At 61.8% G+C, this 26,597-nt stretch carries 11 protein-coding genes and 1 pseudogene; 8 read left to right on the forward strand and 4 right to left on the reverse strand.

Annotated features, from left to right (window positions below; translation table 11 throughout):
* Positions 1-11 precede the first annotated feature (11 nt).
* A complete protein-coding gene (locus tag ACIOWE_RS17285) occupies positions 12-15,575 on the reverse strand; it encodes a non-ribosomal peptide synthetase (RefSeq protein ID WP_401393695.1) in 15,564 nt (5,187 codons plus the stop codon).
* Between the two features lie 256 nt (positions 15,576-15,831).
* Complete coding sequence (locus ACIOWE_RS17290; RefSeq protein WP_401393697.1) at positions 15,832-16,566, reverse strand: thioesterase II family protein; 735 nt, start codon at positions 16,564-16,566, stop codon at positions 15,832-15,834.
* A gap of 129 nt (positions 16,567-16,695) precedes the next feature.
* Here ACIOWE_RS17290 and ACIOWE_RS17295 point away from each other — a divergent pair, with 129 nt between their 5' ends.
* Positions 16,696-17,829: a cupin-like domain-containing protein gene (locus ACIOWE_RS17295; protein ID WP_401393700.1), complete on the forward strand. Its 1,134-nt coding sequence runs from the start codon at positions 16,696-16,698 to the stop codon at positions 17,827-17,829.
* 179 nt (positions 17,830-18,008) lie between these two features.
* Here ACIOWE_RS17295 and ACIOWE_RS17300 read toward each other — a convergent pair whose 3' ends face one another.
* Positions 18,009-19,181 carry an MFS transporter gene (locus tag ACIOWE_RS17300; protein WP_401393703.1) on the reverse strand — a complete coding sequence of 391 codons (1,173 nt, stop codon included), beginning with the start codon at positions 19,179-19,181 and terminating at the stop codon, positions 18,009-18,011.
* 207 nt (positions 19,182-19,388) lie between these two features.
* Here ACIOWE_RS17300 and ACIOWE_RS17305 point away from each other — a divergent pair, with 207 nt between their 5' ends.
* The 4 genes from ACIOWE_RS17305 (at position 19,389) to ACIOWE_RS17320 (ending at position 23,422) form a co-directional block, all read left to right on the forward strand.
* Complete coding sequence (locus tag ACIOWE_RS17305; RefSeq protein ID WP_401393706.1) at positions 19,389-20,189, forward strand: glucose 1-dehydrogenase; 801 nt, start codon at positions 19,389-19,391, stop codon at positions 20,187-20,189.
* Positions 20,182-22,008, forward strand: a complete 1,827-nt coding sequence (locus tag ACIOWE_RS17310; RefSeq protein ID WP_401393709.1) for a glycoside hydrolase family 15 protein — start codon at positions 20,182-20,184, stop codon at positions 22,006-22,008. Before ACIOWE_RS17305 ends, ACIOWE_RS17310 begins: the two co-directional genes overlap by 8 nt.
* Before the next feature lie 392 nt (positions 22,009-22,400).
* The gene (locus ACIOWE_RS17315) at positions 22,401-22,790 is read left to right on the forward strand and encodes a hypothetical protein (protein ID WP_401393712.1); all 390 of its coding nucleotides are present in this window, start codon (positions 22,401-22,403) and stop codon (positions 22,788-22,790) included.
* A gap of 35 nt (positions 22,791-22,825) precedes the next feature.
* Positions 22,826-23,422 carry a hypothetical protein gene (locus tag ACIOWE_RS17320; RefSeq protein ID WP_401393715.1) on the forward strand — a complete coding sequence of 199 codons (597 nt, stop codon included), beginning with the start codon at positions 22,826-22,828 and terminating at the stop codon, positions 23,420-23,422.
* A gap of 121 nt (positions 23,423-23,543) precedes the next feature.
* Here the strand turns inward: ACIOWE_RS17320 and ACIOWE_RS17325 are convergent, their stop codons facing one another.
* A complete protein-coding gene (locus ACIOWE_RS17325) occupies positions 23,544-24,518 on the reverse strand; it encodes a GlxA family transcriptional regulator (protein ID WP_401393718.1) in 975 nt (324 codons plus the stop codon).
* 89 nt (positions 24,519-24,607) lie between these two features.
* On the opposite strand from ACIOWE_RS17325, the gene inhA reads away from it, so the two are divergent.
* The 3 genes and pseudogenes from inhA to ACIOWE_RS17340 all read left to right on the forward strand — a co-directional run.
* Positions 24,608-25,294 carry an isonitrile hydratase gene (gene inhA, locus ACIOWE_RS17330; protein WP_401393721.1) on the forward strand — a complete coding sequence of 229 codons (687 nt, stop codon included), beginning with the start codon at positions 24,608-24,610 and terminating at the stop codon, positions 25,292-25,294.
* Positions 25,295-25,523: 229 nt separating this feature from the next.
* Positions 25,524-26,315 carry a lysostaphin resistance A-like protein gene (locus ACIOWE_RS17335; protein ID WP_401393724.1) on the forward strand — a complete coding sequence of 264 codons (792 nt, stop codon included), beginning with the start codon at positions 25,524-25,526 and terminating at the stop codon, positions 26,313-26,315.
* Positions 26,316-26,417: 102 nt separating this feature from the next.
* Positions 26,418-26,564 (forward strand): annotated as a pseudogene (locus tag ACIOWE_RS17340) (PAS domain-containing protein); the annotation flags it as partial.
* Positions 26,565-26,597 lie beyond the last annotated feature (33 nt).

The raw sequence follows: 26,597 nt of genomic DNA on the forward strand, positions 1-26,597 counted from the left end.
CGTGGTCCTCGTTAGGAAATCAGTTTTTCAAGTTCATCTGCTGATAAACGATTGAGAGCCTCCAAGGATTTAGCCAAAACATCATGAACGGGCTGCAAATCAGGTTGCAGGGCTTGTACGGCGTCGCTGAACGCTTGCAGATCGGCACTGCCGAACAGGCTCGCCAGCGGGATTTCGAAGCCCAGCAGCTCACGCAGACGCAACACCACCTGAGTCGCCAGCAACGAATGGCCGCCGAGTTCGAAGAAGTTGTCGGTGAGGCTCACCCGCTCCAGCTTCAGCACCTCGCCCCAGACGTCGGCGATCTGCTGTTGCAACGGGCTGACCGGCGCCACGTAGGCGTTTTGCAACAGTTGTGCATCCGGTTGCGGCAAGGCCCGGCGGTCGAGTTTGCCGTTGGCGGTCAGCGGCAGGCTGTCGAGCAACAACAAGTGCGCAGGTACCATGTAGTCCGGCAGATTGCCCTTGAGCGCCTGACGCACTTGATCACGCCACGCGCCCTGCTCTGCCGGATCGACCGACTGTGCGGCGACGATATAGGCGACCAGTTGCACGCCCGCAGGTCCCGGCTGATCGAGCACCACCGCCTGACGAATGCCCGGCACAGCGAGCAGTTGCGCCTCGATTTCGCCCAGCTCGATACGGAAACCACGGATCTTCACTTGATGGTCGATCCGGCCGCTGTACTCGATCCGGCCGTCGGCGCAGTAGCGCGCCAGGTCACCGGTGCGATACAGCCGCTCGCCGCTGGCGCTGAACGGGTTGGGCACGAAACGCAAGGCACTGAGGTCGGCGCGGTTCAGATAACCCCGTGCCAGACCGGCACCGCTGACGTGCAGTTCACCGATGCAACCCTTGGCGACCGGGTTGAGATCGGCGTCCAGCACGTACCACGACAAGTCCGGAATCGGTTCGCCCAACGGGCTGCCTGCCTCGTTGTGCAAATCCGCCAGCGACAATGGCCGGTAGGTGACGTGCACAGTGGTTTCGGTGATGCCGTACATGTTGATCAGTTGCGGCGCGCTGTCGCCAAAGCGCTCGAACCATGGCCGCAGGCTCTTGACCTCCAGCGCCTCGCCGCCGAACACCATGTAACGCAGCGCCGGTTGTTCGGTCTGGCGGCTGTCCGTGGCGACTTGCATCAGTTGCTTGAACGCCGACGGTGTCTGGTTGAGGACGGTGACTTGCTCGCGGCAGAGCAATTCGTAGAACTCTTGCGGCGAACGGCTGACCGCGTGCGGCACGATCACCAGACGTCCGCCGTGCAGCAACGCACCGAAGATCTCCCACACCGAGAAGTCGAACGCGTAAGAGTGGAACAGCGTCCAGCTGTCCTCGGGGCCGAAGTTGAACCAGTGCTCGGTGGCATCGAACAGGCGCAAGACCTGCCGGTGCGCGAGCAGCGTGCCCTTCGGTTTGCCGGTGGAGCCGGAGGTGTAGATCACATAGGCGAGGTTGTCGCTGTCGACCGTCACCTGCGGATCGGTCGTCGGATACCCGGCGCCCGCCTCGCCTAGCAGCAAGGTCTCGACGCTGTCCGCCAGCCTAACATGCGCCAGCACGCCCGGTTGCATCAGCAACAGGTTGATGCCGCTGTCCTCGACCATGTATTGCAGACGCTCGGCCGGGTATTGCGGGTCCAGTGGCAAGTAAGCGCCGCCGGCCTTGAGGATCGCCAGCAGGCCGACAATCATCTCGAGCGAACGCTCGGCCGCCAGGCCCACCAGCACGTCCGGGCCGACACCGCGCTCGATCAGCGCATGGGCCAGACAGTTGGCGCGGCTGTTCAGCTCGGCGTAGGTCAGTTGCTGTTCGTCGAGACTCAGCGCAATGGCCTGCGGTGCACGATGCGCCTGGGCCGTGATCAGTTGATGCAGGCTGGCGGTTGGCGCGAACGTCGCGCTGTTGCGGTTCCAATCGCGCAGCACCGCTTGCTGCTGCGCGGCATCCATCAGTTGCACGTCGCTGACCAGCCCTTCGGCCGATGCCGCGCTGAATTGCAGCAGCAGGTTGTGCATTTGTCCGGCGATCTGCTCGATCACCGCGGCGCTGAAGTGCTGACGTGCATAAGCGAACTCCAGCGACAGCGTGTCGCCCAGATCCACCAGCACGGTCAGCGGCAGGTTGGTCTGCTCATGGCTCGACACCTGACCGAAGCGCATGCCTTGCGGCGCACCTTTGTCCAGGGCCTCGGACACCGGATAGTTCTCGAACACCAGCAAGCTGTCGAACAACCCTTCACCGCCCTGACCGGCCCAGCGCTGGATATCGAACAACGGCGTGTGTTCGTACTCGCGCAATGCCAGGTTCTGCGATTGCAAGGCTTGCAGCCATGCGCCGAGCGCCAGTTCGGGACGGGCCGCCGCAATCACCGGCAAGGTGTTGATGAACAAGCCGACCTGTTGCTCGACACCCGGCAAATCGGCCGGACGCCCCGAAACGGTTGCGCCAAACGCCACGGCCGACTGACCGGTGTAGCGTTGCAACAGCAACACCCACGCGCCTTGCACCACGGTGTTGACCGTGACTTTCTGGCGTCGGGCGAACTCGCTCAGGTGGCGAGTCTGCTGACTGTCGAGCAATTGCGTGTGGCGGGCATGGCCACTCGCAGCAGTCGCCGCACCGTCAGCCCAGACGCGTGCGAGCAAGGTTGGCTCATCGAGCAAACTCAGCTGAGTTTTCCAGAAGGCTTCCCCGGCCTGCGCATCCTGGCGTTGCAGCCAGCCGATGTAATCGCGATAGCTACCGACGCGGTTCGGCACAGCCTGACCGCTATAGCGTTGCAGCACTTCGCCGAGCAACTGCGAATTGCTCCAGCCGTCCATCAGGATGTGATGGCTGGTGTAGATCAGTTCATGACAATCGTCGGCCGTGCGCACCAGCACCAGACGCAGCAGTGGCGCCGCGCTCAATTCAAAGCCGTGAGCGCGCTCGGCGCTGGCCAGATCCTCCAGCGCTTGTGCCTGCCCGGTTTGACCGCGCCAGTCCTGCACACTGAACGGCAGCAGTGCCTGACGTTGTACCACTTGCACCGGTTGCGCCTGCTCGCTGGTCCAGATGAAACCACTGCGCAGCACTTCATGGGCCTGCACGGTGGCTTGCCAGGCGTCACGGAAACGCTCGACATCGAGGCCGTAAACACTGACGCGCATCTGGTTGATGTAATCGCCACTGCCTTCGGCGAACAGGCTGTGGAACAACATGCCCTGCTGCATCGGCGACAGCGGATAGATGTCTTCGATGTCACGGGCGACCCGCCCCAGACCGTCCAGTTGCGTCTGCTGCAGCGGCGCCAGCGGGAAGTCCGATGGCGTGAAGCCGCCGTGCTCGGTGCTGACACAATGCGCGATCAGCACGCTCAATTCAGTGGCGTAATCATCGGCCAGACGCTGGACGGTGGCCTCGTCGAACATCTCGCGACTGAAGCTCCAGTCCAGGCTCAACTCGCCGCCATACACCTGACCATTCAGCGACAACCAGTTGCTCAGCGGCGCAGTAGCGCTTTGCTCGGCGCCGGCCTTCTCAGCGCTCGGGACAAACAGCGCGCGCTCATCAAACTGGCTGTCGAATTGGCCCAGGTAGTTGAAGGTAATGCGTGGCATCGCCACTTCGGCCAGTGTCGCCTGCGCCCGGGCGTCGCCCAAGTGACGCAAGGCACCGAAACCGAGGCCTTTGTGCGGAACGCCGCGCAGTTGCTCCTTGATCGCCTTGATCGACTCGTCGAGGCGGTCTTGCGGGGTCAAGCGCAACGGGAACAGGCTGGTGAACCAGCCGACAGTGCGGGTCAGGTCGATGTCATCGAACAACTCTTCACGGCCGTGGCCTTCGAGCTGGATCGAGGTCGCCGGCTGCCCGGTCCAACGGCAGACCACCCGCGCCAGTGCGGTCAGCAGCAGGTCGTTGACCTGAGTGCGATACGCGCTCGGCGCGTCTTGCAGCAATTGCCGGGTCAGGTCCGCATCGAGGCGGCTTTGCACCACCACGGCATGACGGTTTTCGAGGCTGCCTGCCGGGTTGTCACACGGCAGTTCCGCCAATGCACCTTGCGCCTGCCAGTAACCGAGTTCGGCCTGCAACGGCGCGGTCACGGCGTACTGCTGCATGCGCTCGGCGAACGCCTTGAAGGCGCTGGTCTTGAGCGGCAGTTGCACGGTTTTACCGGCCAGATGCTGGCCGTAAGCGGTCTGCAAATCTTCCAGCAGGATGCGCCACGACACACCGTCGACCGCCAAGTGGTGAATCACCAACAGCAGACGCTGGGAACCGTCGGCCATCCGCGCCAGCACTGCGCGCAGCAATGGGCCGCGTTCAATGTCCAGCGAGCGCTGAGCTTTTTCGCCGAGGGCTTCGAGCGCCGCCGCGTCGGCGACATCCGCCTGCCACAGCAGACTTTCCTGCCAATCCGACGGCAGGTGCAGTGCGTCCCAACCGTGCACCGCCTGTTCGAAACTCAGACGCAAGGCATCGTGATGCTCAAGCAACGCCAGCAACGCCTGCTCCAGTGCCTGAGCATTCAGCGCTTGCGCCGGACGCAGCAACAACGACTGGTTCCAGTGCGAACGCTCGTCAATCGGCTGGGCAAAGAAATCATGCTGGATCGGCAACAACGGCGTCGCGCCACGAACCGGCCCTTGATCGATGAGCGCCACGGCCTCGGTCTGCCGTGCCACTCGCGCCAGACCTTGTACGGTCTGGTGCTGGAACAGTTCTTTGGCGCTGAAATGAATCCCTGCTGCGCGCGCACGACTGACCACTTGAATCGACACGATCGAGTCGCCGCCGAGTTCGAAGAAATTGTCGCTGATCCCCACTTGCGCGAGCTTGAGCACGTCTTGCCAGATCGCCACCAGCGCCTGCTCCAACGCATTGCGCGGTGCCTGATAAGTGGCTTGCGCGGTGCTGAAATCCGGCTCCGGCAAGGCTTTGCGGTCGAGCTTGCCGTTCGGCGTCAGCGGCAGCTGTTCAAGGAACATCAACTGCGCCGGCAACATGTACTCGGGCAGGATTTCCTTGAGCCAGCCACGCAACACTTCATCCAGCGACAGCGCCCGCGCATCGACAGTGCTCACCACATAACCGACCAGTTGCGTGCCGTTGTTGCCCTCGCGAGCAACCACCACAGCCTCGTGAACATCAGTGTGGGCGAGCAGGCGTTTTTCGATTTCGCCGAGTTCGATACGGAAACCACGCACCTTGATCTGGTGGTCGACGCGGCCAAGGTATTCGATTTGCCCGTCCGCCTGATAACGCACCAGATCCCCGGTGCGATACATGCGCTCGCCAGTGGTGCTGAACGGGTTCGGCACATAGCGTTCGGCAGTCAGGTCCGGGCGCAGCAAGTAACCCCGGGAAAGACCCGCGCCGGCCAGATACAACTCGCCGACGACACCCAACGGCACCGGTTGCAGGCGCGCATCAAGGACAAAACTGTCGGTGCCGGCCAGCGGCCGACCGATGCTCGGCTGGCCCCCCGCTTCACGTCGCACATACGTCGAGTAGGTGGTGTCTTCCGACGGGCCATACAGATCGTAGACATGTTGCAGCGTCGGCTGGCGGTACAAGGCATCGACCAGCGGCTGCTTGAGCGGCTCGCCCGCGAGGTTGATGATGCGCACGCTCGGCGGGATCTGCCCGGCCTGATGCAGTGCGGCAATTGCCGACGGCACGGTGTTGATCAGGCTGACGCGATCACGCGCCGGCAAGTCCGGCAGTTCCAGCGCATTTTGTGCAAGGACGAAGAAACCGCCACCGGCGAGAGTGACAAACAGTTCCCACACCGACAGGTCGAAGCAGATCGAGGTCGAAGCCAGCACCCCTTGCAGATCCGCCTGGCTGTAGACGCCGTGCGCCCACTGGATCAGCGCCGCCGCGTTGCGATGCGTGATCGCCACGCCTTTCGGCTTGCCGGTGGAACCGGAGGTGTAGATCACGTAGGCGAGGTTATCCGCGCCGCTGAGCGCCGGCAGATTGTCGACTGGCGGCACATCATCCGCCTCCGTCGCGACGGCCAACACGCGCAGGCTCGGCGCCGCGAGCGAAGCCAACTGCTCGTCGGCACCGACCAGCAACAGCACCGCACGGCTGTCTTCGAGCATGTAGCTCAGGCGCTCGGCCGGGTAACTCGGATCAAGCGGCACATAGGTGCCGCCAGCCTTGAGCACCGCCAGCAGCGCAACAATCATCTCTACCGAACGCGGCAGGGCCACGCCCACCCGCACTTCGGCACCGACGCCGTGCTCGCGCAGTTGCACGGCCAGGCGATTGGCGCGGTTGTTCAACTGCTCATAAGTCAGCTGCTGTTCGCCGCAGATCATCGCCAGCGCGTGCGGGGTCGCCGCGACTTGCGCCTCGACCAGCGCCTGCAAGGTGAAATCGGTCGACTGCGGCAATTCCAGACTGTTCCAGTCGGCCATGATCAGTTGCTGTTCGGCCTGATCAAGCAACGGCAAATCGCCGATGGATCGCGACGCCTCGCGGCTTACCGCGCGCAGCACATTGAGCCAATGCCGCGCCAGTTGTTCGATGGTCTCGCGCTTGAACAGGTCCGTGGCGTAGGTCAGCGATGCCGACAAGCCGCCCTGCACTTCTGCGGTGTCCAGCGTCAGGTCGAACTGTGCAGCGGCGCTGTCCCAGGCAATCCCTTCAATCTGCAAATCGGCCAGCCCGACCGGCTGACGTTCAAGGTTCTGGTGATTGAACAGCACCTGGAACAACGGGCTGTGACTCAGGCTGCGTTGCGGCTGCAACGCGTCCACCAGTTGCTCGAACGGCAGGTCCTGATACGCCTGGGCATCCAGCACCGACTGCCGAACCTGTTGCAGCAGTTGATTGAAACCGTGCTCGGGATCGATCTCGGCGCGCAGCACTTGAGTGTTGACGAAGAAGCCGATCAGGCCCTCGGTCTCCAGACGATTGCGGTTGGCCACCGGCACGCCGACACGGATGTCGCGTTGGCCGCTGTAGCGTTGCAACAAGGTCTGGAACGAAGCCAGCAAGAGCATGAACAGCGTCACGCCCTCGCGCTGCGCCAGAGCATTGAGTTCTTGCGCCAGATCGGCCGGCAGATCGAAGTCGAAACGTGCGCCACGGAAGCTCTGTTGTGCCGGACGCGGGAAATCGAATGGCAACTCCAGCACCGGTTGCTCGCCGCCCAGACGCTCACGCCAGTAGGCCAGTTGCCGGGCGCTTTCGCCGTCGTCCATCCATTGACGCTGCCACACCGCATAGTCGGCGTACTGCAAGGCCAACGGTGGCAACGGCACTTCGCGCGCCTCGTTGAAACCGGCGTACAGGCGCACCAGTTCATCGACCATGACCTGCATCGACCAGCCATCGGAAATGATGTGATGGGCGGTAATGACCAAGACGTGATGTTCGCTGGACAACTCCAGCAACAGCACCCGCAGCAACGGCCCCTGGAGCAGATCGAACGGTCGCTGGATTTCATCCTCGACCCGCGCCTTCAGCGCAGCTGCGTTGCCCTGCGCATCGAAACTTGCCTGCTCGATCAGCAGCCGCTCGGCCGGGCGGATCACCTGCAGGGTTTGCGTCGGTTGCTCGACGAACACTGTGCGCAGCGATTCGTGGCGCGCCACCAGCGCCTGGAAAGCCTGATCCAGCGCGGCGACATTCAACTGCCCGCGCAGGTGCAGCGCGGTCGGCACGTGATACGCCGCGCTGTCCGGCTCCAGTTGCCAGAGGAACCATTGACGTTCCTGAGCAAACGACAACGCCATCGGCTGACCACGCTCCAGCGCGACCATCGGCAGCACGTGACTGGTTTGCAGCGCCGCGCAGGCCTCGGCAAAACCAACGAGGTTCGGCTGTTCGAACAACACGCGCAACGGCACGTCGAGTTCGAGTTCATGGCGCACCCGCGAAATCACCTGGGTGGCCAGCAACGAATGACCGCCGCGCTCGAAGAAATGATCGGCCAGGCCAATCGGCGCGACTTGCAGCACCGCTTCCCAGATCGCCGCCAACTGTTGTTGCAGCGCCGTTTGCGGCGCCACGTAAGCGTATTGGCTTTTATTCAGATCGACCTTCGGCAACGCCTTGCGATCAAGCTTGCCGTTGTTGTTCAGCGGCAGCGCGGCCAGCAACAGCAGATGCGCGGGCACCATGTATTCCGGCAAGGATTGACGCAGCACTGTTTTCAGCTGGTCGAGCCACGCCGCCTGGGCCTCCGGTTCCTCCGTCAGCAGCGCAGCGTCGGTCGCGACTGCATACGCCACCAGTTGCGCGCCGCTTGGGCCGTCCTGAGCGATCACGGCAGCTTCGCGCACCTGATCAAGGGCTTGCAGACAGGCTTCGATTTCACCCATCTCGATACGGAAACCGCGAATCTTCACCTGATGGTCGATACGTCCGACGTACTCCAGCGCACCAGCCGCGTTGTAACGCGCCAGGTCGCCACTGCGATACAGGCGCGCACCCGGCTCGCTGGCGAACGGATCGGGCAGGAAACGCTCGGCGGTCAGCGCCGGGCGATCGAAATAACTCTGCGCCAGACACGCCTGCGCGCCGATGCACAACTCGCCGACGCCGCCGGCCGGGAGCAACTCGCCCGCCGCGTCCAGCACGTACAACGCACGGCCCGCCGTGGCCTGGCCAATCGGTATGCCGAAGGTGTCGTTGGCATCTTCCAGACGGCATTCATGCACGCTGGACACCACCGTTGCCTCGGTCGGACCGTAGGTGTTGATCAGACGCACATGGCTCAGACCTGCTTCGTGCCAGAGGCGCAGGCCTTCGACAGACATCGCCTCGCCACCGACGTGCACCTGACGCAACTGGCCAAGCCCGGCGACGGTGCCGTTGGCGCATTCACGCGCCAGCAAATACCAATACGCCGCCGGCAAGTCGGCGAGGGTCACCTTGTGCGCAACGATTTCCGCGGCCAGTTGGCCGACGTCCCACGGATCGTCGCCACGCATGACCAGCGCTGCGCCGACACACAGCGGCGGATAGCACTGCTCGACGAAGCCATCAAAGCTGAAGGTCGCGAATTGCAGCACGCGGTCTTCGGCAGTCAGTACCGAATATTGCGCAGCGGTCTGGCAGAACTCCCGCAGCGCGCCATGATCGATGGCCACACCTTTTGGCTGGCCGGTCGAACCGGAGGTGTAGATGACGTACGCAAGGTCCGCCGCCACGGCATGATTCTGCGGATCAGTGTCGGCATAACCTGCCAGCTCACTGTGCAGGTCGCCAAGGCTCAGACGTGTCAGCGCGGCCGGCAACGTCAGGTCTTGCAGCAGGTCGGACTCGCACAACAACAGATCGAGGCGACTGTCGTCGATCATGTAGGCCAGGCGTTCAGCCGGATATTTCGGATCGAGCGGCACGTACGCCGCGCCACTTTTCAGCACTGCCAGCAGGCTGACGATCAGTTGCGGCCCGCGACGCATCGCCAGACCGATGCGTTGACCCGGCGCCACACCAAGCTCCAGCAAACGGTGGGCCAGACGGTTGGCTTGCGCGTTCAATTCGCCGTAGCTGAGTTGTTGCTCGCCGACTTGCAGCGCCAGCGCCTGCGGTGTGGCGGCAGCCTGGGCGGCGAAGCGTTGATGTACCAGTGCTGCGCTGCGCAGATGCAGGGCGACCGGTTGACTGGCAGCCAACGCCTGCGCACGACCAGCGTCATCCAGCAGTTGCAGGGCGCCGAGACGGATGTCCGGTGTCGCAACCATTTGCGCCAGCAGGTGTTGCAGGTTGGCACTCAACTGCGCGACTTGCGCAGCGCTGAAGCGTGCGGCGTCGTAGCTGAACTCCAGGCTCAGGCCGGCGGCCAGTTCAATGCCCAGCGTCAGTGGATAGTTGGTCCGTTCGTGGTTGTGCATTTCGCCGAAGGACAACCCGGCCGGCGCGCCGCGCTTGAGCGCTTCGGCGACCGGGAAGTTTTCGAACACCAGCAGGCTGTCGAACAACGCCGTGCCTTGTTGGCCGGCCCAGCCCTGAATGTCGTAGAGCGGCACATGCTCGAACTCACGCATGCTCAGGTTCAACGCTTGCAATTCGCCGAGCCACTGGCCCAACGGTTGATCCGGCGCAGCCGCGCAGACCATCGGCAAGGTGTTGATGAACAGACCCAGTTGTTGCTCGATGCCCGGCAATGCCGCCGAGCGACCGGCGACCGTGGCGCCGAACGCCACGCAATCCTGGCCGGTGTAGCGTTGCAGCAACAGCCCCCACGCCGCTTGCATCACGGTGTTCAGGGTGACTTTGTGCTGGCGGGCAAAATCCGCCAGACGCCGGGTCGCGGCCTCATCGACAGCCACGATCAACTCATCGCTGCCCTGCCCTGCAACCGGTGGGCGCAACGCTTCGGCGAGCAGAGTCGGCGTGTGCAATGGCGCCAGCGCCGCAGTCCAGAACTGCTCGCCGGCACTGGCCGATTGCTGCTGCAACCAGCCAAGGTAATCACGATATTGCCCCAGCGGTTTGCCCGGCGCTTGCCCGGCGTAATGCTGGATCACTTCGGCGAGCAACTGCGCGTTACTCCAGCCGTCCATGAGGATGTGGTGACTGGTGTAAATCAGGTGCCAGGCATCCGCGCCAGTGCGCACCAGTTGCAGACGGAACAGCGGCGCCGCGCTCAACTCGAAACCACGCTCACGCTCGGCATCGGCCAAGGCATCGAGATCGGCATCGCTCTGCTCGACCACCTGCAATTGCAACTCGACCTGACGATGAATCGCCTGATGCGCGCTGTGCAGCCCCAGCCAGTGGAAACTGCTGCGCAGGATGTCGTGACGCGCCAGTGCCGCTTGCCAGGCTGCGGTGAAGCGCGCGAGGTCGAGGCCGTTGATGTCCAGGCGCAACTGATTGATGTAGGCGCCGACTTGTGGCTCGTACAGGGTGTGGAACAACATGCCCTGCTGCATCGGTGACAGCGGATACAGATCTTCCACGGCCGACAGTGTCAGCGGCAGCTCGTCGAGTTGCTGCTGGGTGACGCTGGCCAACGGAAAATCGGATGGCGTCGCCTGCCCGGCCGGGGTCTGGCAGCAATGAGCGATCAGTGTCTTCAGTTCATCGACGTAGGCCGTGGCCAATTGCTCAATCGTCGCAGCGTCGAACATCTGCTCGCTGAAACCCCATTGCAGTGCGAGTTCGCCGCCATACACCTGGCCTTCGACCGTCAGCCAGTTGGCCAGCGGCGCATGTTCATCCTGCGCTGTGCCACTGCGCTCGCGGGCCGGTTCCCACAGCGCAGCCTCGTCGAACTGACGATCGAACTGGCCGAGGTAGTTGAAGGTGATGCGCGGCGGCGTCAGCGCGGCGAGTGATTGCTGCACCGCAGGCTCACCGAGGTAACGCAGCAAGCCATAACCGAGACCTTTGCCCGGTACCGCACGCAGTTGCTCCTTGATCGATTTGATCGACGCCGACACGCTGCCGAGCGGTTGCAGGCTGACCGGGAACAGGCTGGTGAACCAGCCCACGGTGCGGGTCAGATCGAGATCATCGAACAGGTCTTCGCGACCATGCCCTTCCAGCTGAATCAGGGTCGACGGCTGCCCGCTCCAGCGGCAGATCACCCGCGCCAATGCGGTCAGCAGCAGGTCGTTGACCTGTGTGCGATAAGCCGCCGGCGCAGTTTGCAGCAGTTGTCGGGTGAGGTCGCTGTCAAGACGCACTTCGATTTTTTGCCCGAAGCGGTTTTCCAGACTGCCGTCGGCACGGTCACATGGCAGCTCGGCCACAGCCGCTTGTTGCTGCCAGTACGGCAATTCCGCGCTCAGTTGCGGCGCGTAGTCATGCAGATGCTCGGCCCACGCCTGATAGGCGCTGGTTCGCGCCGGCAGCACCACGCCACCGCCTCTTTCCAGTTGCGTGTAGGCCTGCTGCAAATCTTCCAGCAGCACGCGCCACGAAACACCGTCAACCGCGAGGTGATGGATCACCAGCAACAAGCGTTGCGTGTTGTCGGCCATCTGCACCAGCAGTGGCCGCAGCAATGGACCGGCGTGCAGATCGAGGCTGCGTTGCGCTTCATCGCACAACGCAGCGAGGGTTTCGTCGCTGTCTGCCTGACGCTGCCACAAGCCTGATTCGCTGACGACATCGGCATAGGCCTGTTGCCAGCCCTGCGCGCTCTCGGTGAAACGCAAACGCAAGGCATCGTGCTGGTTGAGCAGTTGAGTCAGCGCACGCTCCAGCCAATCGGCTTGCAGGGTTTGTCGTGGCGTCAACAACAACGACTGGTTCCAGTGCCCGCGCACCGCCATCGTTTGCTCGAAGAAGTAATGCTGCACCGGGGTCAGCAACACCGCGCCAGTGGCTGGCGTCTGATCCTGAGTGGTTTGCTGATCGAACGTGGCAACCAGCGCCAGACTGCGCACGGTCTGGTACTGGAACAGGTCACGCGGGCTGAGACGAATCCCCGCCTGCCGGGCGCGGCTGACCACTTGAATCGAGATGATCGAGTCACCGCCCAGCTCGAAGAAGTTGTCTTCAAGACCAATGCGCTCAGCGCCCAAGACCTGTTGCCAGATCGTTGCCAGGGCTTTTTGCATGTCGTCCTGCGGCTCGACAAATGCTTGCTGAACAGCCGCTTCCGGCTCGGGCAAGGCGCGACGATCGAGCTTGCCGTTGGCGGTCACCGGCAGTTTGGCCAGCGGCATGAAATAGGTCGGCACCATGAATTCCGGCAGGCTGCCGAGCAGCCACGCCTTCAGGGTTTGCTGCCATTGCGCGTCCGGCTCGGCGCCTTCCAGCACCAGATACGCAACCAGATGCTTGCCGCCCTGCACCAGCACCACGGCTTCGCGCACCGACGGATGTTGCATCAGGCGGGTTTCGATTTCGCCCAGCTCGATGCGCAAGCCGCGCAGTTTGACCTGATGATCGAGGCGGCCGAGGTATTCGATCACGCCATCGGCGCGTTGACGCACGCGGTCACCGGTGCGGTACAACCGCGCGCCGTCATGGAACGGGCACGGCACAAAACGCTCGGCGGTCAGCGCCGGACGACGATGGTAACTGCGGGCGAGACCGGCACCACCAAGGTACAACTCACCGGCCACACCGGCCGGTACCGGACGCAATTGCGCATCCAGCACATGGGTGCGCAGGTTGGCGATCGGTTCGCCGATCGGCACGCTGTCCGCGCCCTCATCGACGCAGGTCCAGTGAGTCACGTCGATCGCGGCTTCGGTCGGGCCGTAAAGGTTGTACAACTGTGCCTGTGGCAGCTTGGCGAACACTTGCAACTGTGCGTCCAGCGGCAGCGCTTCACCGCTGCAAACGATGCGTTTGAGACTGCTACAGGCCTCGACACCCGGCTCGTGAATGAATGCCTGAAGCATCGACGGGACAAAGTGCAGCGTGCTGATTTGATGACGACCGATGGTCTCGATCAGCCGCGCCGGTTCACGATGCTCACCCGGTGCAGCGACCACCAGACGTGCGCCGCTCATCAATGGCCAGAAGAATTCCCAAACCGATACGTCGAAGCTGAACGGGGTCTTTTGCAGCACTGCATCGCTTTGATCCAGCGCATAGGCCTGCTGCATCCAGCACAAACGGTTGACCAGCGCTGCGTGACTGTTGCCGGCCCCCTTGGGTTTACCGGTGGAGCCTGAGGTGTAAATCACATAGGCCAGGTTCAGACTGTGCATCGGCACCTGCGGACGCGCGTCGCTGTAGCGCTCCAGCCAGTCGCCGTTCTGGTCGAGTGTGATCACCGTCACACCCTCGGTCGGCAAGCGTTGCAGCAGACTGCTCTGGGTCAACAGCAACGCAATCGCGCTGTCCTCGATCATGTAAGCCAGGCGTTCCTGCGGGTACTCAGGGTCCAGCGGCACGTAAGCGCCACCGGCCTTGTGGATCGCCAACAGGCCGACGACCATTTCAATCGAACGCTCAACCGCGATACCGACCAGCACATCCGGACCGACGCCCTGCTCGCGCAGCAGGTTGGCCAACTGGTTGGCGCGGGCATCCAGTTGCGCGTAACTCAATTCGGTATTGCCGAACACCAGCGCCGTGGCGTCCGGGGTGCGATCGGCCTGAGCCTCGATCAGTTGATGCATGCACTGTTCGGTCGGATAGTGTTGCGCGGTGTGGTTCCAGTCATGAACCAGCACTTGCAGCTCGTCGGCGTCGAGCAGCGGCATCTCGCCGATGCGCTGTTCGGCATCGCCGACCATCGCTTGCAACAACCGCGTCCAGTGCCGCGCCATCCGCTCGATGGTCGATGCGTCGAACAGATCACTGGCGTAAGTCAGCGCCGCGCGCAGCTTGCCGCCCTGCTCGTAGGTGTCCAGGGTCAGGTCGAATTGCGTGGTGCGGCTCTGCCAGTCGAGCGAACTCAGTTGCAGGCCCGAAGCGGTGGTCAGCGTGGACAGATCGGCGACTTGCGGCTGATGGTTGTACATCACCTGGAACAGCGGCGTGTGACTGAGGCTGCGCTCAAGTTTCAGCGCTTCTACCAGCCGCTCGAATGGCAGATCCTGATGCGCCTGAGCGCCCAGCGCGGTGTCCTTGATGTTACGCAGCAAATCGGCGACGCGGGTCTGCCCGTCCAGCTCGGTGCGCAGGACCTGGGTGTTGACGAAGAACCCGATCAGGCCTTCGACTTCGGCACGGTTACGGTTGGCAATCGGCACGCCGACGCGAATATCGTTCTGCCCGGTATAGCGGTGCAGCAGCACATTGAAGGCGCCCAGCAACAGCATGAACAACGTGATGTTGTGTTTGCGTGCCGTGCTGCGCAGCTGTTCCGCCAGCTCGCTGTCAACGGCGAATTCATGCCGGGTGCCGCGATAGCTGGGCATCGCCGGGCGCGAATGATCGATCGGCAGTTCCAGCACCGGATGCTCGTCACCCAGGCGCGCCTGCCAATACTCCAGCTGGCGCGCCTGCTCGCCCGCTTCCAGCCAGCGCCGCTGCCACAACGCGTAGTCGCTGTACTGGATCGGCAACGCCGGCAATTGTGGTTCGACGCCAGCATCATGCGCGTCATAGCAACGGGTGAATTCGTCGATCAGGACGTTCATCGACCAGCCATCGGAGACGATGTGGTGCAGGGTCAGCAGCAGCACGTGCTCCTGCTCGGCAAGGCGCAGCAACTTGACCCGCAGCAACGGACCTGCGGCCAGATCGAACGGCAGCAACGATTGCGCCTCGACTTCGCGCAGCACCGCTTGCTCGCGCGCCTCTTGCGGCAAGTTGCTCAGATCGACCTGCTCGACCTGCAACGGCGCACTGCCCGGCACCTGCTGCAAACGGTCATCGGCCTGACGCTCGAACACCGTGCGCAGGGTTTCATGACGCGCCACCAGACTGGCGAACGCCTGCTCGACCGCCGCAGTGTTCAAACGCCCCTTGAGTCGCACGGCACCGGGCAGGTTGTAGGCGCCACTGTGCTGATCCAACTGCCAGAGAAACCACATGCGCTGCTGGGCGTAGGACAACGCTTGACGATCTTCGGCCTCGACACCGGCAGGAATCGGAAACTGTGCGAAATCCACACCTTCCTTATTCAGCGCGGCCAGGAACATCTGGCGCTTTTCCAAGGGCAACCCGATAAACCGGCGAGCGAGTTTCAAGGAGTCTTCAGCATTCATTTCTTAGCATCCGGATCAGTAGGCAGGAAGCACAAAGGCACGTCGTCCCTATAAAACGAATCCAGACCGGAAAAATTAGCGAATGAGAACAACTGTCAGGCGGGAGGTAGAGCGCAGGCTGCGGACCCTGAAAATCACTGTGGGAGCGAGCCTGCTCGCGAAGAGCGGTGGTTCAGGCAACATGGATGTTGACTGATACGCCGTCTTCGCGAGCAGGCTCGCTCCCACAGGGTTTCGGGTGATGCTCCAGATCGAGTTAAACGGCTGCCATCGCGCCGTGCCGACGATGATGAACGTCGAGATGTTCCTTGATCAGGCGCAACACCTTGGGCTCGTGCTCATGGATAAAAAAGTGCCCACCGGCAAACATGTCCACGGAGAAACTGCCGCTGGTTTCGCGACTCCAGCCGATCAACTGCTCGGTGGTCGCTCGGTCGGTCGTGCCGCCGAGTACGTGCACCGGGCAATCAAGCAGTGGCCGCTCGACCGGGCGATGACTGCCACACAACAGGAAGTCGGCGCGCAGGATCGGCAAGGTCAGGCTCATCAATTCTTCGTTTTCCAGCGCCTCGGTACTGGTGCCCTGCAGGGAGCGCAATTGCTCCAGCAACTCGGCATTGGTCTTGGGCCGCGCCAGATCACGATCGTATTCGTCGCGCAGGCTTGGCGCCGCGGTGCCCGAGGCAAACAGCGCCACCGGCGGCGGGCAACCCAAGGCACGCAAAGCGTGCGCCAGCTCACTGGCGAGCAATGCGCCAAGGCTGTGACCGAACAAGGCATAAGGCGCCTTCAGCGAACCGCGCAATTCGCGGGCCAGTTGCTGCACCAGCGCCGGCATGTCGGTCTGCAAGTCTTCATCGAAACGCATGCCGCGTCCCGGCAATTCCACGGGCTGCAATTTCAGCCATTCGGGCAGTTTGCGCCGCCAGCGGCTGTACACCATGGCGCTGGCCCCCGAATACGGCAGGCACAGCAGTGTCAACTGAGTCACCGCGCTCACCTCTAAAAAGTCATGTTGCTAAAAGAACGCACGAGCGCGGCTGAAAGTTAACCGGGCCGGTAAATTTCCCCGCAGACGGCACGTCTCCTGTTCACGCCAAAACCAACAAGAGGCATCGCCGTGGACCTGCAGACGATTCTGAGCTCACTGTTCGCCAACGCCAGCGCAGTCGGGATTGAAGGGGTCTTTCAATTCGTCTTTGCTCCGCACCTGGCCTACTGGTCGGAAATCCGCAACGGTAGTCGCACCGAGGCCGGGCGCCATGCCAGCCCGGACGTGACCATCGAAGTGGCGGAAAAAGACTTCATGGGCATCATGGCCGGCAGCGCCAACGTCGAGGAACTGTTCGCCAGCGGTCGTCTGAAAATCGGCGGCAACATGGGACTGGCGACGATGCTGCCGCAGATCATCGACCATGCGCGCAGCGGTGGCACCACGGTGGAAAAGGTCGACATGAACAAGCGCTACCCGACGCCACCACGGGTCAGCGAACGACTGACCGCGCGCCTGCCGGTGCAGACTGTTGTCGAACGCATCCCGCGCAGCGAACTGTCGATCGAGGAATTCAAGCGCCGCTACCTGCCCAACGGCGTTCCCGTGGTGATCCGCGACGCCTTGCAGGACTGGCCACTGTTCAAGCTCAGTCGCGAAGAATCGCTGGTGCATTTCGCCGAACTGCAAGGCATCACCCGCCACGGCGACTATGTGAAGAAGACCTTCTCCACCGAGCGTGATTTTCGTTCTACTTCGATGGCCGATTTCATTGCTTCGCTGGACAGCCCGGCGGTGAAAGGCGCGGACGGCGAACCGCCGGCCTATATGGGCAACAACATTTTGCCGGCGCAACTGCTGGAGCAGATCAAGTACCCGCCCTACTTCGATGCCTCGTTGTTCATCCCGCCACGAATCTGGATCGGCCCCAAGGGCACCTTGACCCCGCTGCACCGCGACGACACCGACAACCTGTTCGCACAGGTCTGGGGCCAAAAGAAATTCACCCTCGCCGCGCCACACCATCGCCCCGCGTTGGGCACCTGGTCGACGGCGCCACAGGGTGGCCTGGACGGCTGCGACTTCAACCCGGACGCCCCGGATTATCAACGTTTCCCGGCAGCACGGGACGTGACGTTCATGCGTGTAACGCTGGAGGCTGGGGATTTGCTGTTTTTGCCGGAGGGCTGGTTCCATCAGGTGGAATCGGTATCGACGTCGTTGTCGGTGAATTTCTGGGTGAATTCCGGCCGGGGTTGGTAGCCCTGCCTTCTGCCTCATGCCCCTCCTGGGGCGAGGGAGCTTGCTCCCGCTCGGCGGCGCAGCCGTCGTAAATCCAGTTAATTCGATACTTCTGGATGAATTGGGACTCAGATTTAGGGGCTGCTTCGCAGCCCAGCGGGAGCAAGCTCCCTCGCCACAAAGGCATTCATGGCCGAACGTTATTTCAGGTGGCGGAAGCTTTGCACCGCAGAGATGAGCACCACCGCCCCCGCCGCAATCGCCAGCCAGAATCCACTGCGCGCGCCAAACGCATCCACCAGCGCCCCGGAACCGGCGGCGCCCACCGCCACACCGATACTCAATCCGGTCACCAGCCAGGTCAGCCCTTCGGTGAGTTTGGCCGGCGGCACGATGCGCTCGATCAACGCCATCGCCACAATCAGCGTCGGCGAGAAGAACAGCCCGGCGATAAACACCGCCACCGACAAACCGAAAATATTGCTCGCCCACAACAGCGGCAACGTCGTCACCGCCGTTGCGATCCCGCCGTAGAGAAACAGGCGTGGCAGCGGCAGTTTCGAGCGCATCGCGCCGAACGCGATCCCTGCCAGACAGGAGCCGATCGCGTACACCGACAAGACAATACTGGCTGCCGCCGGCTGCCCCTGCTGCTGAGCGAACGCGACACTGACCACATCGATCACGCCGACGATGATGCCCATGGCGATCATCAACAGCAGCAGCCATCGAACGTCCGTCGAGCGGATGATCGAGCCCTGATGATGGGCTTCGTGCGGGTGCACCGCAGGTTCCGTGCTGCGCTGGGCCACGAACGCCGTCACCCCGATCGCCAGCGCCAACAATGCTGCCAACGGTCCGGCTTCGGGGAACACCGCCACGCACAGTCCGACGGACAACGGCGGACCGACGATAAAGCACACTTCATCGAGCACCGACTCCAGCGCATACGCCGTCTGTAATTGCGGTTGACCGCGATAGATTTCCGTCCAGCGCGCCCGCACCATCGCCGACATGCTCGGCATGCAACCCGCCAGCGCGGCGAAGATGAACAGCGTCCAGGTCGGCGCCTGCAATCGCGTGCACAGCAGCAACATCAGCAGCGCCCCGCCACCGATCAATGCCGAGATCGGCAGCACTTTGCCTTGGCCAAAGCGATCGACCAGCCGCGAAACCTGCGGTGCGCAAAACGCCGTGGCCAGGGCAAACGTCGCCGCCACCGCACCGGCCAGTGCATACCCGCCCTTCAACTGCGAAAGCATGGTGATCACGCCGATGCCGGTCATCGAAATCGGCATGCGCGCGATCATCCCGGCCAGCACAAAATTACGTGCGCCAGGGGCGTTGAACAATTCGCGGTAGGGGTTTGCCATGGTCACAGCCTCGTCAAGGGCGGCCAAGTTGCCATAGCGATGAGGGACGTGGAAGCGGGGAATTGTTGGTGGAATGTGAAGGCCTTGTAGATCAAAAGAATTCCCATGTAGGAGCTGCGGCACGCTGCGATCTTTTGATCTTGAAGCTGAACTCTCACGCCAGACCATCGGTCAGCTAAATAAGCCCTCAACCCAGGCGCCTCCCCTATGCATATTTCCCTCGCCGGTCAGGTAGTTCTCGTCACCGGCGCCAGTTCCGGCATCGGCCATGCCTGCGCCAAAGCCCTGGCTGCTGCCGGTGCTGCCGTGGTCATCAACTACAATCGCCAGGCCGAACCCGCCGAAGCCCTCGCCCGACAAATCATCGCCGACGGTGGTCAGGCGCTGGCCATCGGTGCCGATGTTTCCAAGGAAGACGAGGTCGAACGGCTGTTCGCCAAAACCCTCGACGCCTTCGGCTCACTGGACATTCTGGTCGCTAACTCTGGTCTGCAAAAAGACGCGGCGGCTGTGGATATGTCGCTGGAGGACTGGAACACGGTGATTGGCGTCAACCTCACAGGCCAGTTCCTCTGCGCCCGTGCGGCGTTGCGCATCTTCAATCGGCAAGGCATTCGTGACGGCGTCTCCCGCGCCGCCGGCAAGATCATCCACATGAGTTCGGTGCATCAGCGCATTCCGTGGGCCGGGCACGTCAATTACGCGGCGTCCAAGGGCGGTGTCGATCAGTTGATGCAAACCCTGGCGCAGGAAGTCAGCCATCAGCGCATTCGCATCAACGGCATCGCGCCGGGGGCGATTCGCACGGCGATCAATAAAGAAGCCACCGAAGGCGCTGCCGGTGAAAAGCTGCTAGACCTGATTCCCTACGGGCGCATCGGCGACGCTGAAGACGTCGCCAACGCCGTGGTTTTTCTCGCCTCCGATGCTTCTGACTACATCGTCGGCACCACCCTGTTCATCGACGGCGGCATGAGCCTCTATCCGGAGTTTCGCGGCAATGGCTGAGCATCATCAAGAACGACAGAGCCCGATCGACGCCCATGGCATCATCGGCGACATGCGCAGTGCCGCACTGATCAACGACAAGGGCAGCGTGGATTTTTTCTGCTGGCCGGAGTTCGACAGTCCGTCGATTTTCTGTTCGCTGCTCGACACCCCCGACGCCGGAATTTTCCAGTTGGCACCGGACTTGCCCGATGCCCGCCGCGAGCAAATTTACCTGCCGGACACCAATGTCCTGCAAACCCGCTGGCTGAGTGAATTCGCCGTGGTGGAAATCACCGATCTGCTGCCCGTGGCCGACAACGAGGACGACCTGCCGCTGTTGATGCGCCGGGTGCGCGTGGTCAGCGGTGAGGCGACATTCCATATGCGCTGCGCGGTGCGTCATGACTATGCCCGCACCAAAACCCGCGCGCAGATGGACCAGCAAGCCGTGGTGTTCAGCGCCGAGGGTCAACCGTCGATGCGACTGACGTCAGACCAGACGCTGCACATCGACACCGACGCGGCCGTTGCATCCTTCACCATGAAGCAAGGTCAAACCGCCGAGTTCCTCCTCGGTGGCACCGACGATCCGCGTTTCCAAGATGACGCGGCGCAGCTGTGTATGGCCCGCACCCTGAAGTTCTGGCGCGACTGGATTGGCCAATCCAACTATCGCGGACGCTGGCGGGAAATGGTCAACCGCTCGGCCCTCGCGCTCAAGCTGCTGACCTCACGCAAGCACGGCGCAATCCTCGCCGCCGCGACCTTCGGCCTGCCGGAAACACCCGGCGGCGAACGCAACTGGGATTACCGCTACACCTGGATCCGCGACGCCTCGTTCACCGTTTACGCCTTCATGCGTCTGGGCTTCGTCGGCGAAGCCAACGCCTACATGACCTGGCTGCGCGGACGGGTCAGCGATTGCCATGGCCAGCCGATGAAACTCAACATCTTGTATGCCATCGACGGCCGCCAGGAATTACCGGAAACCGAACTTGCCCATCTGTCCGGGCATGGCGGCGCCAAACCGGTGCGCATCGGCAATGGCGCGTTTAATCAGATTCAACTGGATATCTTCGGCGAGTTGATGGACGCGGTGTATCTGGTCAACAAGTACGGCGACGCGATTTCCCACGAAGGCTGGAAACACGTGCGCGAAGTGGTCGATCAAGTGTGTGAGACATGGCAGACCACCGACGTAGGTATTTGGGAAATGCGCGGTGAGCAGCATCACTTCCTGCATTCACGGCTGATGTGCTGGGTGGCACTGGACCGGGCCATTCGTTTGGCCTCGAAACGCTCGTTACCGGCCCCGTTCGCCCAATGGGACCAAACCCGTCAGGCGATCTATGCCGATATCTTGGACAACTTCTGGAATGAAGAACGCGGGCATTTCGTCCAGTACAAGGGCGGCACGGCCCTTGACGGCTCGATGCTGCTGATGCCGCTGGTGCGTTTCGTCAGCGCCAAGGATCCGCGCTGGCTCTCGACTCTCGAAGCCATCGAGAAGACTTTGGTCCGCGACGGCATGGTTTACCGCTACCGCAACGATGACGCCAACATCGACGGTTTGACCGGCACCGAAGGCGCGTTTGCCGCGTGTTCGTTCTGGTACGTCGAATGCCTGGCCCGCGCCGGTCAGGTGGAAAAGGCTCATCTGGAGTTTGAACAGTTGCTGCGCTACGCCAATCCGCTGGGGCTGTACGCCGAAGAGTTCGACAGCCATGGCCGGCATCTGGGCAATACCCCGCAGGCGTTGACGCATCTGGCGTTGATCAGTGCGGCGAGTTTTCTTGATCGGCGGTTGAGTGGGGAGAAGAGTGAGTGGCAGCCGTAAAGCTCGCCACTGTCTGTAGGACATATTCCACAGGATTATGCTTTAGCAGGCCAAGTCCTACGCAGCAATCAGCAGAATAATACCCTCTGTGGCGAGGGAGCTTGCTCCCGCTGGGTCGCGAAGCGGCCCCAAACCCTGCGCCCCCATTCATCTTGAGGGACCGCATTGCCTGACTTTGCGACTGCTGCGCAGCCGGGCGGGAGCAAGCTCCCTCGCCACAGGTTGTATGCCTCGATGCCTACATTCACTCAACGATTCCCACACATCCCCTCCCCTGCAACTTGCACTTACACCCGGAAATACCTTGTTGCCAGCTGTTACATCCCCCCCTACCATCCACCGCAACGGGCACAGCGGAGCTGTCCAATAAAACCCGAATTCAAGGAACCAGAATGACCCAGCACGTCCAGCGCACCATCGACACGCCCCTTCGCAGCGGCCTGACCCGCACCCAGCTCTGGGAAGCCGCCGACAAAGGCCTGATCAAATGCTGGGAAATCGGCCGCCAGCGCGCCGCACGCTTCCCCGACCTCGCCTCGAAATGCCTCGCTGGAGAATTACCGGTGCTCGGCTGGAAGGGCGGCGTCAGTCGCAGCCTGAAGAAAAACGAAAAATACGGCTCGCTGAAGTATTTGGCACAGTGGCAGGGGCTGCGCGGCGAGGATCTGGATATCGATTTGAGCGAAGAACGTTCGCTGACCTGTTCGCGCACCAAGATGCTGGTGACGTTTACCCCGGATCGGACGAAGTATTTCAATCAGGTGGCGGAAGCTGAAATTTAATAAATCATGAAGATTTACCACCAAGGAATAACAAAATGCTAACAGGTGACTGGATATCAATTTTCATGGCGTTAATAGCCACCGCATCCGCCGTTGTGACTTTCGCAGTATTCAGAGCTTCGACCGACCCACTGGTCATTGTCTATGCGGAACCAGATTTGGCACGCCCATCAATAGTAAACTTAATTATTAAAAACATAGGAAAAGGTCCCGCACACAACATCTCATTTACTTCCGATAGGCCTTTACCATGTGAAGCATTCGGGATCGGTGAGCCAAGCACGGTGGCACGTGCCATGTCCTCAGGGCCTATCGTGACAGGCATCCCATTCTTGGCTCCTGAACAGAAGCTATCTTTGACTTGGGGTCAGTACGGCGGACTGCACAAATATATCGGTAGTGAACCTATAAAAATTTCCGCCACTTTCCGCCGCTCTTATAAATCCAGAATGTTTTCTCGCAAGTTAAGCAGTACAACCTGTTTAGATATCCAAACCTTTGAGCGTAGCGAGTCATCAGAGCATGGATTTGGACCCAATATTGTTAAAGAAATGAAAGTTCTGAACAAGACCATGAAATGCTTGGAGGATCACCTCACAAGTGTCAATCAAACAAACCATGAAAACACCTGAAATCTAATTTTCTCCGAAAAAACACGCGAATCAGCGTGTCAAGCACTGCGCTGGCCCCACCAGCGGCGAGTTCTGGCTGGCACGGGCCACAATATTCCAGCAGAGGCGCAGACCAAAACCCTCAAAGCTCTGCTGTAGCGCTGACCGAAAAGCGCTCGCGATAAGCCTGCGGCGTCACGCCAATCGCCCGCAGGAAACTGCGGCGCAGCGTTTCCTCACTGCCAAACCCGCAATTGGCCGCAATCCGTTTGACCGGCAACCCGGTATCACTGAGCAACCGTCGCGCCGTTTCGACACGGATCAGTTCGATGGCCCGCGCCGGGGTCTGGCCGGTGTCGGCGCGGTAATGGCGGACGAAGCTGCGTTCGCTCATGCCGGCCTGCTCGGCCAGGGTCGGGATGCCGAGGTCGCAGGTGAGGTTTTCGGCGATCCACGCGTGCAGGTCGTCAAAACGATTGCCCTGATTTTGCAGCGATAGCGTCACGCTGAATTGCGACTGCCCGCCCGGGCGTTTGAGGAACACCACCAGATGGCGGGCGACGTCCAGCGCGATATCACGACCGAGGTCCTCTTCTACCATCGCCAGCGCCAGATCGATGCCGGCGGTGACTCCCGCCGAGGTCCAGACCGGGCCGTCGTTGATGAAAATCGGATTGGCTTCGACTTGCAGTTTGGGGTGCTGCTGCGCCAGTTGTTCGCAGCGGGTCCAGTGGGTGACCACGCGGCGGCCGTCGAGCCAGCCGCTGGCGGCGAGCAGAAATGCCCCGGTGCACACCGAGGCGACGCGTCGGCATTTCGCCGCGTGCTCGCGCACCCAATCCACCAGCGGCGCATCTTCCGCCGCCGGATAAATGCCCCAGCCACCGGCGATGATCAGCGTATCGCTGGGCGCTTCGGGTAACGGTTCGGCCAACACCGCCAAGCCCGCCGACGACATCACCGCCCCGCCGCCGCTGGCAATCACACTTGGCGCATAAGGCATCGGCAAGCCGCGCTGACGAGCGAGGTCGTTGGCCGAGGCGAACACCTGCAACGGCCCGGTGACGTCGAGGATCTGCATATTGGCGAACGCGAGTACGTGGATGGCTTTGGGCATTTGGCGTAATTCGTGGGGTGATTGGCGTATGCGCCAGAACCTACGCGCCTACAGTGAAGCCGTCCACCCCTTTTCATGGAGCAAGAACGATGACGCTGCAGATCGGTTTTCTGTTGTTTCCACAGGTTCAGCAACTTGACCTGACCGGCCCTTACGACGTGCTCGCCTCGCTGCCGGGCGTGCAGGTGCATTTGATCTGGAAGGATCTGATGCCGGTCACCGCCAGCACCGGCCTGTTGCTGAAACCGACCACGACGTTTGAGGATTGCCCGGATCTGGATGTGATCTGCGTGCCGGGCGGTGGCGGTGTCGGGGTGTTGATGGAGGATGAGGTGACGCTGAACTTCATCAAGCGTCAGGCTGCGCAAGCGCGTTACGTGACGTCGGTGTGCACCGGATCGCTGGTGCTCGGCGCGGCGGGTCTGCTGCGAGGCAAACGGGCGACCACACATTGGGCGTATCACGATTTGTTGCCGACGCTGGGCGCGATCCCGGTGAAGGATCGGGTGGTTCGCGACGGCAATCTGTTTACCGGCGGCGGGATTACTGCCGGGATCGATTTTGCGCTGGTGCTGGCGGCTGAGCTGTTCGATGCCGACACGGCGCAACTGGTGCAGTTGCAACTTGAGTACGCGCCGGCACCGCCGTTCAATTCGGGCAGCCCGGAAACGGCGCCGAGCACCATCGTTGATGAGGCCCGACTGCGTGCAGCGCCATCGCTGAAGCTGCGCACGGAAATCACCGAACGCGCCGCCGCAAAACTCAACCTGCGCTGATCCCCAGCCATTCACAAAACCTGTGGGAGCTGGCTTGCCAGCGATAGCGGTGGATCAGTCGATGAAGATGTCGGCTGTACAGACCTCATCGCTGGCAAGCCAGCTCCCACAGGGTTTTGTGTTGACCACAGGTTTGTGTGCCGTCCCGGTTTACCGCCACACCTTCACTTGTCCCCACGCCCTCGCCCGTGTAGAAAGCCCTTCCACAAAATCTGCACAAGGACTTTCAATGAAGGCTTTGCCATGGCTCTATCTGGCACTTCTCGGCCTCGGTTACGGTTTGGCGCTGAGCTACGGTCAACTCGGCTGGCTCGCATTGATCTCTATCGGGCTGCTATTGATTGCCGGATTCGCCGTACGCCAGCAACAAGTGCCGGTGGCGCGGTATCTCGGTCACGGTCTGTTCATCGTTCTGGCATTGTCGCTGGCGTTGCACTGGCTGCCGGGCTTCTATAACGGTCGCGCCATCGAACCGCAGCGCTTTACCGACAACGCCGTGCCATTCTCGATGTACCTCAATCTCGACAAACCATTGATTGGCTTATGGCTGTTGCTGGTCTGCCCATGGATTGTTGCGCGGCGCTCGCTGCGTCTGACGGTATACGCCAGCGCCCTCGCCCTGACCTTGAGTGTGATCCTCGCCCTCGGCGGCGCGCTGTTGCTGGGCGTGATCGCCTGGGCACCGAAGTGGCCGGATCAGGCGTGGCTGTGGGTGCTGAACAATCTGCTGCTGGTGACGCTGGTCGAAGAAGCGTTGTTCCGCGGCTATATCCAGGGCGGCCTGAGCCGACGTTTCAACAACCTGCCCTATGGCGAAAATCTTGCCCTGCTGCTGGCCTCCTCGCTGTTCGGGCTGGCGCATATAGGCGCGGGCTGGACCTGGGTGTTGCTGGCGGGCCTGGCAGGTGTCGGCTATGGTCTGGCCTACCGTTTCGGCGGACTCGGCGCGGCGATCGCCACGCACTTCGGGCTGAACCTGCTGCATTTCGCCCTGTTCACCTATCCGATGCTCGCGGGTTGAAGCAAGGCCCGTTTTGCGACGCCGTACTTAATACTGAAAGAAAAATTCAACAATTTCCTGACACCGCCGACAACCTTTCAAAGCCTTGCGGATTGAAAAACCATGCGTAATAACCAGCCCATTACACAACGCGAACGGACTTTCCCGGCTCAGCAACGGTTGATTTCCACAACCGACGCCAAGGGCGTGATCAACTACTGCAACGACGCTTTCGTCGAAATGAGCGGGTTTTGGGGTGAGGAGCTGTTCATTGCGCCGCACTTCCTGGTTCTTCACCACTAG

Source organism: Pseudomonas sp. NPDC087598, from assembly GCF_044743525.1.
Classification (GTDB): Bacteria; Pseudomonadota; Gammaproteobacteria; order Pseudomonadales; family Pseudomonadaceae; genus Aquipseudomonas.

Excerpts from the sequence above, each read along its gene's own strand:
- ACIOWE_RS17285 (WP_401393695.1), bottom strand. The coding sequence starts at position 15,575 with ATGAATGCTGAAGACTCCTTGAAACTCGCTCGCCGGTTTATCGGGTTG.
- ACIOWE_RS17335 (WP_401393724.1), top strand. The coding sequence starts at position 25,524 with ATGAAGGCTTTGCCATGGCTCTATCTGGCACTTCTCGGCCTCGGTTAC.
- ACIOWE_RS17310 (WP_401393709.1), top strand. The coding sequence starts at position 20,182 with ATGGCTGAGCATCATCAAGAACGACAGAGCCCGATCGACGCCCATGGC.
- inhA (WP_401393721.1), top strand. The coding sequence starts at position 24,608 with ATGACGCTGCAGATCGGTTTTCTGTTGTTTCCACAGGTTCAGCAACTT.
- ACIOWE_RS17325 (WP_401393718.1), bottom strand. The coding sequence starts at position 24,518 with ATGCCCAAAGCCATCCACGTACTCGCGTTCGCCAATATGCAGATCCTC.
- ACIOWE_RS17315 (WP_401393712.1), top strand. The coding sequence starts at position 22,401 with ATGACCCAGCACGTCCAGCGCACCATCGACACGCCCCTTCGCAGCGGC.
- ACIOWE_RS17320 (WP_401393715.1), top strand. The coding sequence starts at position 22,826 with ATGCTAACAGGTGACTGGATATCAATTTTCATGGCGTTAATAGCCACC.
- ACIOWE_RS17305 (WP_401393706.1), top strand. The coding sequence starts at position 19,389 with ATGCATATTTCCCTCGCCGGTCAGGTAGTTCTCGTCACCGGCGCCAGT.
- ACIOWE_RS17300 (WP_401393703.1), bottom strand. The coding sequence starts at position 19,181 with ATGGCAAACCCCTACCGCGAATTGTTCAACGCCCCTGGCGCACGTAAT.